The organism is Oscillibacter sp., from assembly GCF_032018205.1.
Taxonomy (GTDB): Bacteria; Bacillota; Clostridia; order Oscillospirales; family Oscillospiraceae; genus Oscillibacter.
This window is the reverse complement of sequence record NZ_DALZOY010000005.1, coordinates 43,679-56,283: the sequence shown is the minus strand read 5'-3', so window position 1 is coordinate 56,283 and position 12,605 is coordinate 43,679. Positions and strand designations below refer to the sequence as shown.

Here is a 12,605-nt window from a genome sequence, read left to right as displayed (position 1 = left end):
TTGCTCTTTCATCCGTGCAAAACGGAACGCTCAGATCATGCACTCCTTATCCTGCCCAGAGAGACCTCTCTCCACCGCAGGCAGTGTATAACGGCTCATGTCTATCTGCAAATCCCGGACGAAGTTGCTGTCGTGCTTGATATTGTGCAGATACGTATGGGCGTCCACGTCCCGGCGGCTCATCTCAATGACGGAGACGGCGATGTTGGAGCAATGGTCTGAAATACGCTCGAAGTTGGTCAAAAGGTCGTTGAGCACAAAGCCCAACTGGATGGTGCACGCCCCGCATTGCAGCCGATCAATGTGCCGCAGGCGGATTTCCTCAATCAGCCGGTCAATCGTCTCTTCCAGCGGCTCCACACGGACGGCGGCCTCCGGGTCGTTGCTTGCAAAGCAGCCCATGGCCTGATCCATAATGTCCTCCAACGCGCCCATGAGCACCTTCAGCTCCCGCCGGGCGGCGTCGGAAAACTCAAGCTGCTTGTCGTGGAGCTCCTGTGCAGACTCCTGTACGTTTAGCGCGTGGTCTCCCATGCGCTCAAAATCCCCAATGGAGTGAAGAAGCCGACTTACCTGACGGCTGCTCTCTCCGGAAAGCCCATGACGGGAAATCTGTACCAGATAATCGCCCAGGCGGTCCTCGTAGATATCCAGCTTGTCCTCGTTTTCCATAATCCGCGCTTCCCTTGAGGCGGAATAGCTTTCAAGCTGCTCCACTGCCAATAGGACGTTTTCCCGTGCCACTTCGGACATTTTCCCCACCATGGCGACGGACTCGTTGATCGCCGCGCCGGGGGTGCGGAGCAGCAGGGGATCGAGAAACGCAAACTGGTCCTTCTTCGTATCCGTCTTAACCAGCACACAGGCCAGCTTTTCAAGCTGCTTGGACGCGGGAAGCAGCATAACGGTGGTAAAGACGTTAAAAATCGTATGGCACAGGGCGATGCTGACAGCGCCCGCCGTTTTATCCATAAACGAAAGGTCTACCACGCTTCCCACGCCGTAAAGCAAAATCAGACAGATAACGGTTCCGATGATGTTAAAGGAAATGTGAACCGCCGCCACACGCTTTGCGTTGCGGCTTACCCCGATGGAGCTGAGAATCGCGGTGACGCAGGTGCCGATGTTCTGCCCCATGATAATGGGAATGGCCATACCATAGGTAATGGAGCCGGTGATGGCCAGCGCCTGCAAAATGCCCACCGACGCGGCGGAGGACTGAATAATCCCGGTAAACACCGCGCCCACCAGCACGCCCAGCATTGGATTGTTGAACGCGGTAAGAATCGTGGCAAATTCGGGCATGTCCTTCAGCGGGCTGACCGATGCGGCCATCAACTCCATCCCGTACATCAAAATGGAAAAACCCATAAAAATACGACCGATGTCCCGCCGTTTCTGCTTTTTGGAAATCATGATGAGCAGAATGCCCACCAGCGCAACCAGTGGGGAAAAGCTCTCCGGCTTAATCAGGTTCACCCACACGTTATCGCTCTCGATTCCGCTGAGGGAGAGAATCCATGCGGTCAGCGTGGTTCCGATATTGCTGCCCATGATCACGCCCACGGTTTGCCCAAGCTCCATCACGCCAGAGTTCACCAGCCCCACCAGCATCACCGTCATGGCGGAGGAGGATTGAATTGCAATGGTGATGCCTGCGCCCAGCAGCAAGCTCTTCATCGGATTGGAGGTCATGCGCTTGAGCGTTCGCTCAAGCTTGCCGCCTGCCATTTTCTCAAGGCTGTTGGACATGATGTTCATGCCAAAGAGAAAAAAGGCCAGACCTCCGCAGAGGGTGAAGACGGAAAAAATGTCCATCAAACGGTTCTCCTTTGTCGTTCGCGGGACAGACTCGTCTGTTTCCCCGCCGCATTTCGTATGTAAACGCAGCCCGTAAAAAGTCGCGTAAGGTTATTATATAAAAAATTTGTCGGGATAGGAAGCCCTTCGGTATAAATTCCTTATAAAAATTTCCCTTAGGTCACACTCCGCTCCAGAATTCCGCCAGACGCGGCACAGCCGCGCGGCCCTGAAAATAGCCGTCCTGCCACAGGGCACGGATTTTTCCTGTGTCCCGTTCCGTGCGGGAATAGCCCTCGGTGGACGTGGGGGCAATCACCACGGCCCGCCCTTCCCGCTCCATCGCAAACAGACGCTCCCGGTTTTCATTGTACGAATCCGCCCGCCGATCCATGGTTTCGAGAAACCTAGGATATTGCCGGTAATGCCGCCGAATCAGACTGTCGGACCTTTCCGGCTTGCGGACATAAGACCGCTCCCGGGTCAGCACCACCAGAATGCGGTCGCAGCCCTTGTCCAGCGCCCTCTGCCAGGGAATAGGGTCAGCGCAGCCTCCGTCCAGATAGGGCTGTCCGCCAATGTGAAAGACGGGGAACAGCAGGGGCATGGCGCAGGTGGCTTTTAAAACGGCAGACTGCACACTGTTTCGGGGAATGGGGAGATAGTCTGCCTTTCCCGTGTCAAGATTCGTCAAAACCGCCTCGGCCTCGCCGGGGTAGGCGGCAAACGTCCCGTAGTCAAAGGGTACATACTGATTAGGAATCTCCTCATAGGAAAATTTCAGCCCAAAATAGCACCGGTTCCCGGGATTCAGGAGGTTTTTCACCCCCATATACCGTTTATCGTTGGCGTAGTGACAGAGAATATTCAAATTCCTCCACTTTTGCCGGGAGAGATAGCTCACGCCGTAAGCCGCCCCGGCAGACACGCCGATGAAATAGTCGGGCATCAACCTTGCGTCCAGCAGCGCGTCGCACACGCCGGTGGAAAAAACGGTGCGCAGCGCGCCGCCCTCCATCACAATTCCTGATTTCATATGATCACCTCAAAACGCTTAAAGAGACCCCTTGGAGGAGCCATTCTTATCATACGCTTTTTTTGCCGCGGGGGCAAGCCCGGCGGCAAAAAAGGCACAAAGACCCAATCACGAAGCTTCGGCTCCGTAAAAGTTTACTTCTCCGCAGAGTTCCTGTCCCTTGCCCCAGAAAAACGGACAGGCCGCAAAAAAGCGGTTTAGGCACACAAAAAGCCCCGCCGGGCCATGCCTCGGCGGGGCTTTTCTTAAATAGTACGACTTACAGCATCCCCATCAGGTTGAACCCGATAATCAAACCGGAGAACACGATGGATACGGTGGAGCAAAGCTTGATGAGAATGTTCAGGGACGGCCCGGAGGTGTCCTTGAAGGGATCGCCCACGGTGTCGCCCACGACGGCGGCCTTGTGGCAGTCGGAGCCCTTTCCGCCGTGGTGGCCGGATTCGATGTACTTCTTGGCGTTGTCCCACGCGCCGCCGGCGTTGGACATGAATACCGCCATGGCAAACCCAGTGACGGACACGCCGCCAAGCAGGCCCACCACGCCCTCAGGCCCCAGAATCAGGCCGGTCAGAATGGGAACAATAATGGCAAGCAGAGCCGGGGCCACCATTTCCCGCAGGGCGCCCTTGGTGCAAAGGCTTACGCAGGAGGCGTAATCCGGGTCGCATTTCCCCTCCATGATTCCGGCAATTTCCCGGAACTGGCGGCGAACCTCCATCACGATGGACTGTGCGGCGGTCTGCACGGCGCTCATAGTGAATGCGGAGAACACAAAGGTCAGCATCGCGCCGATAAACAGGCCCACCAGCACCGTGGGGCTGGTGATGGACAGGTCCATGGCAAAGCCCTTTTGCTCCACGATGTTCACATAGGACACCAGCAGAGCCAGCGCGGTGAGAGAGGCGGAGCCGATGGCAAAGCCCTTACCGGTGGCTGCGGTGGTGTTGCCCAGAGAATCCAGTGCGTCGGTCCGCTCCCGGACCTCTTCGGGCAGGCCCGCCATCTCGGCGATGCCGCCTGCGTTGTCGGCCACGGGGCCGTAGGCGTCTGTCGCCAGCGTGATGCCCAGCGTGGACAGCATGCCCACTGCGGAGATGCCGATGCCGTACAGGCCCTTTGCAAAGTCGCCGCTGCCGGCGGCAAAGAAGCTGATGACCACTGCAGCAGCCACGATGAGAATGGAAGCCGCTGTGGAGCGCATGCCCAGAGAAAGTCCGCCGATGATGACGGTGGCGGAACCGGTTTCGGAGGAAGCCGCCAGCTTTTGGGTGGGCTTATAGGTGTCGGAGGTATAGTATTCCGTAAAATAGCCGATGGCACAGCCGCCCACCAGCCCGCAGAGAATGGCCACATACACGCCCCAGTTGCCCACGGTGTAAAGCGTCAGCGGCGCGGCCAGCACGGCGGAGAGCACAGCGGCAAGATATGTACCGGTGCGCAGAGAACGCAGAAGGGACATCTGGGTGGCGTCCTCCTTCGTCTTGACGAAAAAGGAACCGATAATGGAGCACACGATGCCGCACACCGCAATCAGCATGGGCAGCAGCATGCCCGCGTAGCCATATCCGGCCACGGCGGACAGGGCGAAGGACGCCAGAATGGAGCCGACATAGCTCTCGTACAGGTCTGCGCCCATACCGGCCACGTCGCCCACGTTGTCGCCCACGTTGTCGGCGATGGTGGCGGGGTTGCGGGGATCGTCCTCGGGGATACCGGCCTCAACCTTACCCACCAGATCCGCGCCCACGTCGGCCGCCTTCGTGTAAATTCCGCCGCCCACACGGGCAAACAGAGCCATGAAGGAAGCGCCCATGCCATTCATCACCATGATGTTGGCAAGCTGGCCCGCATCGGTGATGCCGAACAGGCCATGTAGCAAAAAGTACCACGTGGAGATATCCAGCATGCCAAGGCCCACGACGGTGAAGCCCATGACCGAGCCGGAGGAAAACGCCACCCGCAGGCCCTTATTCAGGCTCTCGGATGCGGCCTGTGCCGTGCGGGCGTTGGCGTTGGTGGCAATCTTCATGCCGATAAAGCCTGCCAGCATAGACCAGATGCCGCCGGTGAGGAAAGCAAACGGCGTGAACTTCGAGAGCATCTCTCCGCCGGAGGCGAAGGCCATCACCAGCAAAACGACAAACACCACGGCGAAGACCTTTGCCACGGTGGCATACTGGTGCTTCAAATAGGCGTTGGCGCCCTCCCGGATAGCAGCCGCGATTTTCTGCATTTTCTCCGTTCCCTCGGAGTAGCTCATGACCTTCTTCTTTTGCACCCAGGCAAAGCCAAGTGCAAGCGCAAAGCCGACAAAGCCGATCCAGAACATGTTTTCCATAGGTTTTCTCCACTCCTCTTCATGCCGTAATTTGTTAGCTATTTTTTACGTCGCATTCATTTTAACATACGGAAAAATTTTTACAATATAGTATTACCTATCCTTTTGCACGAAATCTTCCCTGTTTTTTTATCAATATTCGGCTTTGCCTCCAAAAATGTAGAGAGACAAGCTCTCTCGGAGCCTGTCTCTCATTGTTTTTTTAATATCCCGCAGAGGCCGCGCCGGGGAGAAGCTTAATATACCAGATCAAAATCCGCAAATACCCAGCGGCCGTTCAACTCCCGATAGGGGAACGCATAAAATTCCGCACCGGTGACCGTGGCCTGATCTCTGTCCAGCAAGTCCACCGTCACATTGATCAGGTAAGACCCATCCTCCTCCCGCTCCACGGCGGCAGTGGCGGCGCCCTTTCCCGTGTCCGCCGGGCGGCCGTCAGGGCGGGCGTACAACGCACCGTCAATATCCCGATAACGGGGAGCAGGCGTTTCCCGGTCTAGCAGGCGGGCAATCACATCCTCTGAAAAAAGGCTTTCCAGATAGGTCTCCAAATCGTCCAGCGTGTAAAGCCCGACGTAGTCCACCCGCTGATATTTAACCCCGTTTTCCTGCCGCACCGGCCCCACGCAGGGCAGGGGATTCAGCTCAAACCACTCATATGCGGCCACGGCCCGGTCATAGGCGGCAAGGACCTCCTCCTCCGTCAGCTCCCGGGCGCTGCCCGTGGTTTCCGCCGCGTTCATCATTTCCGCAGAATCGACGGCATCCTCCTGCGGCGAAGCAGCCACAGCCTCCGCCAGCTCTCCGTTGGAAACGGCAGGGAAAACCGCCACTCCCGCCAAATCACCACAGCCGATCAGGAGCGCGGCGGACAAAAACAGCGCAGCATATTTCTTTGCGTTCATACGGGCGTTCCTCTCCCTTCCGCGGGTTTGGCGAAGAGTCCGCCAAAATTTCCCTTTGTGGTTTAAATGTATCACATCTATGGGAAAAAATCCACTGATTTTTCCAATTTTTTGCCAGAATTCAATCTATTTTTTACTTTGAGTGGGGATACAAGTCCATTTTTGCCCGCCAAGACTCGTTTTACTCCCAAAGCGCCAAAAAACGCCGCCGAGGCTCTCCCTCGCGGCGTCAAATCCATCCTATTTCGTTTTGCGTGTTGCCGGCAGCGGCCTGCCGGGGCGCGTCCGCCTCCGGTTCAGGTCCAATTTCTTCCCAAAATAGAAAAAACCCACGCTTTTACAAGCGCGGCTCCGTTGCTGCCTTAGCGATCGCTGGGTACCTGCGTGGCAGTGCCATAAATCAGGTCGTCCAGATCAAACGCTGTGAACTTGTCGTTCTGCATCATTGTATGCGCCTCCTCTCTGTTCTTTTGTAATTTTCATTATAGCTACTTTTTTTCAAAACGCAAGTGCTTTTTGACGCTTGTTACAAAAACTTAACATTTTTTATACGCATCTTACAATTCAACTCTTTTAACAATTTTGGGTAAACTCTATTTTACACCCAAAACGCTGTCAGACATCCCTTGGTTTTGTCATATCTCACGAGACGCCCCTCTGAAAAGGCGAATAATTTTTGGTTCTTTGTTGAATTTTCATCTCGTCAGAGGTCATAAATTTATGTTATAATCACCATACGCAAGGTGGCAAGGACCACTTGCATTCGCCGTAAGTCGTCGCCGTATTTTTTCGGCGGCCCGGACCGTGCCGCTTCGGCGGCGCGAAGAACGGTTTGAGGGACGCTACTGATGAAAAAAGCTACCGTGCGCCGCCGCATTGCGGAGTCGGCGCTGATTTTTCTGGCATTGGCCGGTTTTGTAATCTGGGACAACAATGCGCTGGAGGTAACCCGGGCGGAGTTTTCCTCCTCCCGCCTGCCCGCCGGGTTTGACGGGCTTGTGGTCATTCAGCTTTCAGACCTTCACGGGAAGGAATTTGGAGAGGGAAACAAGCGCCTGCTGGACGCGGTGGCGGCTCAGTCGCCGGACTTGATTGCCGTTACCGGCGATTTGGTGGACGAAAATACGAAGCGGCCTCTTCAATACGCCGCCGCCATCGGCGGGGCACTGTCGGCTTTGGCTCCCACCTATTATGTGACAGGGAACCACGAGTGGGCCTTACGGCAGGCAGAAGATGTCTGCGCCGCTCTGGAGAGCGTGGGCGTGACCTGCCTTAGAAATCAAACCGTTCCCATTGAGCGGGACGGAGAGCGGATTCTTCTCTCCGGCGTGGACGACCCCAATGCCTATGCCGACCAGAAAACGCCCGAGGAAGTGACACGGGAACTGCTGGAAGCCTATGGCGAAAACGATTTTCGCCTGCTGCTGGCCCATCGGAACAACCGCTTTGCCACGGAGTATTATCGGCTGGGCTATGATTTGACGCTGGCGGGCCACGCACACGGCGGCCTTGTCCGCCTTCCCTTTACCGACGGGCTGGTGGACCCACATCAGGGTTTGTTCCCGTCCTACACCTCCGGATTTTACACGGTGGAGGGCGCAAAGCTTTTTGTGTCCCGGGGTCTTGGCAATATTTTCCCCTCCGCGCGGCTGTTTAATCGGCCGGAGGTGGCAGTTCTGACGCTGCGGCGGGAGCTATGATTTCAGTCCCTGAACGGGGCTTTTTTGAGGATTGATCATGAGAGAGTTTCATGCCGCACAATTTGATATCGCAGTGGTTGGCGCGGGCCACGCGGGAATTGAGGCGGCGCTGGCGGCCGCCCGGCTGGGCCTGCGCACCGTGGTGTTCACCATCAATCTGGACGCGGTGGGCAACATGCCCTGCAACCCCGCCATCGGCGGCACCGGCAAGGGCCACCTTGTCCGGGAGCTGGACGCGCTGGGCGGTGAAATGGCAAGGGCCGCGGACGAGTGCTGCATTCAATACCGCCTTTTAAACCGAGGAAAAGGCCCTGCGGTCTGGTCCCTCCGGGCGCAGGCGGACCGGCGGAAATATCAGGAGCGGATGAAGCACACACTGGAACGGCAGGAGAACCTCACCGTCCGTCAGGGCGAGGCGGTGGAAATCCGCACCCGGGACGGCGCGGTGAGCGAGGTGGTGCTTTCCACCGGAGCGGTGTTTTCGGTCCGGGCGGTGATTATTGCCTCCGGCACCTATTTAAATGGACGGACACTGATCGGCGAGTGCGTGGAAGCCTCCGGCCCCGACGGAATGCACGCTGCGAATCGTTTGACGGACTCTCTTGTGAAGCTTGGTTTGCCCCTGCGCCGGTTTAAAACCGGCACGCCGCCCCGCGTCAACGCCCGCAGCGTGGACTTTGACGAGATGGAGCTGCAGGTGGGGGACGAGTCGCCCCCGCCCTTTTCGTTTACCACCGAAACGCCGCCGGTGAACCGGGCGGTCTGCTGGCTGACCTGGACCACGGAAGCGACCAAACAGATCGCTCTGGATCATTTGGACCGCTCCCCCATCTACGCGGGGGTCATTGAGGGGGTCGGCCCCCGGTATTGCCCCTCCTTCGAGACGAAGGTGGTCCGCTTTCCCGACAAAAAACGCCACCAGTTGTTTGTGGAGCCCATGGGACTGAACACGGAGGAGCTGTATGTGCAGGGCTTCTCATCCTCCATGCCGGAGGAGATTCAGCTTGAAATGCTCCACAGCGTTCCGGGCCTTGGGCACGCGGAAATGACCCGACCGGCCTATGCCATCGAGTATGACTGCGTGGACCCGCTGGCCCTGTATGCAACGCTGGAATCCAAGCAGATTCCGGGCCTGTTCGGCGCGGGGCAGTTTAACGGCTCCTCGGGCTACGAGGAGGCGGCGGCGCAGGGCTTTATGGCGGGAGTCAACGCCTCCATGAAGCTGCTGGGAAAGCCCCCCGTGGTCCTCTCCCGGTCGGAATCCTACATCGGAACCCTGATTGACGACCTTGTGACCAAGGGAACCGAGGAGCCCTACCGCATGATGACCTCCCGCAGCGAATACCGCCTGCTTCTGCGGGAGGACAACGCCGACCGGCGGCTGACCCCCATCGGCCACCGCATCGGCCTGATCTCTAACGACCGCTTACGGGCGGTGGAGGAAAAATACGTCCGGGTGGACGCGGAGATTCGCCGCCTGACCCATACGGGCACAGGCCCCTCCCCGGCTTTATCCGCGTTTCTTGCGGAAAAGGAGACGGCGGACATCACCGACGGCTGCCGCCTGATCGACCTGCTTCGCCGTCCCGGCGTCCACTATGAAGAGCTGTCCCCCTTCGACCCCGGCCGCCCCGCTCTGACCCCTGCCGAAGCGGAGCAGGTGGAGTTGAACGTGAAGTACGAAGGCTACATCCGCCGACAGGAAAAGCAGGTGGAGGATTTCCGCCGCATGGAGGGCAAGGCCCTTCCCCGGGATTTGGATTACGCCTCCATTGGGGGGCTTCGTTTGGAGGCCCGGGAGAAGCTGGCCGACCTCCGCCCCGCCGACATGGGACAGGCATCCCGGATTTCCGGCGTATCTCCGGCGGACATCGCCGTTTTAATGGTTTATCTCAGCCGCTGACTTTGCCCGCACTCAGCCCGGCCTAGTCATCTGAAAAATGCGCGCTCTGGAAGACGGCGCGCGGTTTACTTTCGGGAAAAGGAAGTTATACTATGATTCTCGACCTGACGCACACCATCCGCGAAGACATGCCGGTTTATCCCGGCACTTCTCAGCCCGTGTTCCAGTCCACCGGAAATCTGACCCGGAACGGCTATCGGGAGACGCTGCTTCAATTTGCCTCCCACACCGGCACGCATATGGACGCACCCTCCCACATCCTGTCCCACGGGTCCACGCTGGACGTGCTGCCCGTATCTCAGTTTTGCGGACGGGCGGCGGTGGTGGACGTGTCCGCCCTTGCCCCCGGCGAGGTCATCACAGCGGAGTTTCTGCGCAGCCTCAACGGCGCGGTGCTGTCCACCGACTTTATCCTGTTTTACACCGGCTGGGAGAAAAGGTGGGGGACCGACGCCTATTTTGAAGATACCTTTCCCGTCCCGGACAAGGAGGCGGCCCAGTATCTCGTCTCCTGCGGCTTAAAGGGCGTGGGGACCGACGCGCTGAGCGTGGACACGCTGGCTACCTCGTGCCGCCCGGTTCACAAGGTGCTGCTTGGCGGCGGACTGGTGATTGTGGAAAGCCTGTGCCTGAAAAAGGTGGTGGGCCGGAAGGACATGATGTTTTTTGCCCTGCCGATGAAATTTATGGATGCGGACGGCGCGCCCGTCCGGGCCATCGCGGAGTTCCGCGATTTTTCGGAGAAGGAGGAGATCTCTGATCCATGAAAAAGCTTCTTGCCATCCTGATATCCAAGGCGGGCCGCTTTGTGGGAAAGCTGGTGGGGCGCGGCAGCTCCCTGCCCGGCAAGTACGCGCTGCGGATCTGCCCGGACATTCTGCGTCAGGTGACGTTGCCCCCGCTGGTGATTGCCGTCACCGGCTCCAACGGCAAGACCTCCACCGTGGAGATGATTGCAGCCATTTTGCGGGCGTCGGGAAAAACCGTGGTGTATAACGAGGAAGGCTCCAACCAGATTGAAGGCGTCACCACCACGGTGCTGACTCACTGCACCCTTGGCGGCGTGATGAAGGCCGACGTACTGCTGATCGAATCAGACGAGAGGTACGCCGTCCACAGCTTCCAATTTTTCCACCCCACCCATTTCGTGGTTACGAACCTGTACCGGGACCAGTTGACCCGGAACGGCCACCCCGAGTGGGTGTTTGACGCGCTTTCGCCCGCCATGTTTCCCGAGACGCGGCTGATTCTCAACGCCGACGATCCTCTTTCCGCCTGCTTCGGCGTGAACCGGGACAACGTGAAATGGTTTGGGCTGGAGCGCTGCTCCATTTCCACGGAGGAACCCTCTGGGGTCTACCACGACGGGGCTTATTGCCCGGTGTGCAAATCCCCTATGGAGTACCGCTACTACCATTTCAACCACATTGGTAGCTATTTCTGCAATGAGTGCGAGTTTGCCCGGCCCTTTGAAATCGACTATGCCGCCACGGAGCTGGATTTGGATGAGGGAATCCTGCGCATCGGCGACGCGATGACCGTTCATCTGGCCTTCCGCAGCATTTACAACGTCTATAATATTTTGGCAGCCTGCGCCGTGTGCCATGAGTGCGGCGTGCCGGTGGCGGAACTTGCAAGGACCATTGACAACTATATCCTGAAAAACGGACGGATGGTCCGTTTCCTGCTGGGCGCGCACCACGGAATGCTGCTCACCAGCAAGCACGAAAACTCCATTGCCTACGACACGAACCTGCGCTATGTCCGGGCCACGGAGGACCCCTGCACGGTAGTGGTGATTGTGGACGCGGTGAGCCGCAAATACTACACCAGCGAGACAAGCTGGCTGTGGGACATTGACTTTGACCTTTTGAACTGCGAGCAGGTGCAGCGGGTGGTTCTATCCGGGCAGTATGCGTCCGACCTTGCGGTGCGCCTGTCCTTTACGGACGTGCCGGGAGAGAAAATTGAGCTGCACCCCGACATTGCCGAGGCCTGCGCAGCACTGAAAAGCAATGGGGCAGAGGACGTGTACGTCCTTACCTGCTTCTCCGACCGGGATAAGCTTCTGGCCCATGTGGAAAAGGAGGCTGTTTGATGGAGCTTCGGTTTTTGCACATCTATCCCGACCTGATGAACCTGTACGGGAGCTGGGGAAACCTTGCGATTCTGCGCCGTCACTTGGAGGATATGGGCAACACTGTGACGGTGGAAACGCTTCGCCCCGGCGACGCGATGGACTTTTCCGGTGCGGACTTTGTGTTCGTGGGCGCGGGGACGGAGCGCAGCCAAAAGGCGGCTATCGAGGACCTCGCTCGCTTTGGAAAGGAGCTTCGCTCCGCGGCGGACGACGGCGTGGCCATGCTTTTTTGCGGAACGGCCATGCAAATGCTGGGCCAGTCCGTCACGGACGCGGCGGGAACGTATTACATGGGCCTTCGGGTAGGCGCTTTCAGCAGCCAGCAGGGAAAAAAGCGGTTTGTTGGGGACGTATATGGACGCACGGACCTGTATGAGGAGCCCGTGGTGGGCTTTATGAACTCCTGCACGCTGGTAAGCGGCATCGTCACGCCCCTTGTGACAAAGCTGTCTCTTGGCTATGGCAACGAGAAAGAGCAGGGTCCGGAAGGCTTTCGGAAAAACAACGTGTTTGCTTCCGAGCTGACGGGGCCCCTTCTGGTGAAAAATCCGCCCCTTCTGCGCCATGTGATTTCCGCCATTTATGACCGAAGGGGCGAAGAGCTGCCCGAGCTCCCCATTTACCGGATGGAGGAGGAGGCTTATGCCACCGCCTGCCGGGAACTTTTGGCCCGGATTGAAGCTGATAAAGCACACTGAAAACCTTTTTGCAGGATTACGTTGCACACCCGCCGTCTCATGAGACGGCGGGTGTGCTGTTTTTATTAAAAAACATTTTACC

General features: G+C 57.9%; 10 protein-coding genes. 6 read left to right on the top strand and 4 right to left on the bottom strand.

Going from position 1 to position 12,605, the window contains the following annotated elements; all coding sequences use genetic code 11:
- Positions 1–30: 30 nt before the first annotated feature.
- The 4 genes from RTU96_RS05480 to RTU96_RS05465 form a co-directional block, all read right to left on the bottom strand.
- Complete coding sequence (locus RTU96_RS05480) at positions 31–1,818, bottom strand: Na/Pi cotransporter family protein (protein ID WP_312635425.1); 1,788 nt, start codon at positions 1,816–1,818, stop codon at positions 31–33.
- A 163-nt stretch (positions 1,819–1,981) separates the two neighbouring features.
- Positions 1,982–2,836, bottom strand: a complete 855-nt coding sequence (locus tag RTU96_RS05475; protein ID WP_312635424.1) for a patatin family protein — start codon at positions 2,834–2,836, stop codon at positions 1,982–1,984.
- Positions 2,837–3,095: 259 nt separating this feature from the next.
- Positions 3,096–5,177 carry a sodium-translocating pyrophosphatase gene (locus RTU96_RS05470; protein WP_312635423.1) on the bottom strand — a complete coding sequence of 694 codons (2,082 nt, stop codon included), beginning with the start codon at positions 5,175–5,177 and terminating at the stop codon, positions 3,096–3,098.
- A gap of 236 nt (positions 5,178–5,413) precedes the next feature.
- Complete coding sequence (locus RTU96_RS05465; RefSeq protein ID WP_312635421.1) at positions 5,414–6,082, bottom strand: hypothetical protein; 669 nt, start codon at positions 6,080–6,082, stop codon at positions 5,414–5,416.
- Between the two features lie 66 nt (positions 6,083–6,148).
- On the opposite strand from RTU96_RS05465, the gene RTU96_RS05460 reads away from it, so the two are divergent.
- From RTU96_RS05460 to RTU96_RS05435, 6 genes are all read left to right on the top strand, one after another.
- On the top strand, positions 6,149–6,448 hold the full coding sequence (locus RTU96_RS05460; RefSeq protein ID WP_312635419.1) for a hypothetical protein: 300 nt from the start codon (positions 6,149–6,151) through the stop codon (positions 6,446–6,448).
- 482 nt (positions 6,449–6,930) lie between these two features.
- Positions 6,931–7,782, top strand: a complete 852-nt coding sequence (locus RTU96_RS05455) for a metallophosphoesterase (protein ID WP_312635418.1) — start codon at positions 6,931–6,933, stop codon at positions 7,780–7,782.
- 37 nt (positions 7,783–7,819) lie between these two features.
- Positions 7,820–9,685 (top strand): tRNA uridine-5-carboxymethylaminomethyl(34) synthesis enzyme MnmG, encoded by a 1,866-nt coding sequence (mnmG, locus tag RTU96_RS05450; RefSeq protein WP_312635417.1) that lies wholly within the window; start codon positions 7,820–7,822, stop codon positions 9,683–9,685.
- 92 nt (positions 9,686–9,777) lie between these two features.
- Positions 9,778–10,452: a cyclase family protein gene (locus tag RTU96_RS05445; protein WP_312635416.1), complete on the top strand. Its 675-nt coding sequence runs from the start codon at positions 9,778–9,780 to the stop codon at positions 10,450–10,452.
- A complete protein-coding gene (locus tag RTU96_RS05440) occupies positions 10,449–11,783 on the top strand; it encodes a MurT ligase domain-containing protein (protein ID WP_312635415.1) in 1,335 nt (444 codons plus the stop codon). The genes RTU96_RS05445 and RTU96_RS05440 overlap by 4 nt, the downstream gene beginning before the upstream one ends.
- Entirely contained in the window at positions 11,783–12,523 is a 741-nt protein-coding gene (locus RTU96_RS05435) for a hypothetical protein (protein WP_312635413.1), read from the top strand. The genes RTU96_RS05440 and RTU96_RS05435 overlap by 1 nt, the downstream gene beginning before the upstream one ends.
- Positions 12,524–12,605: the final 82 nt, after the last annotated feature.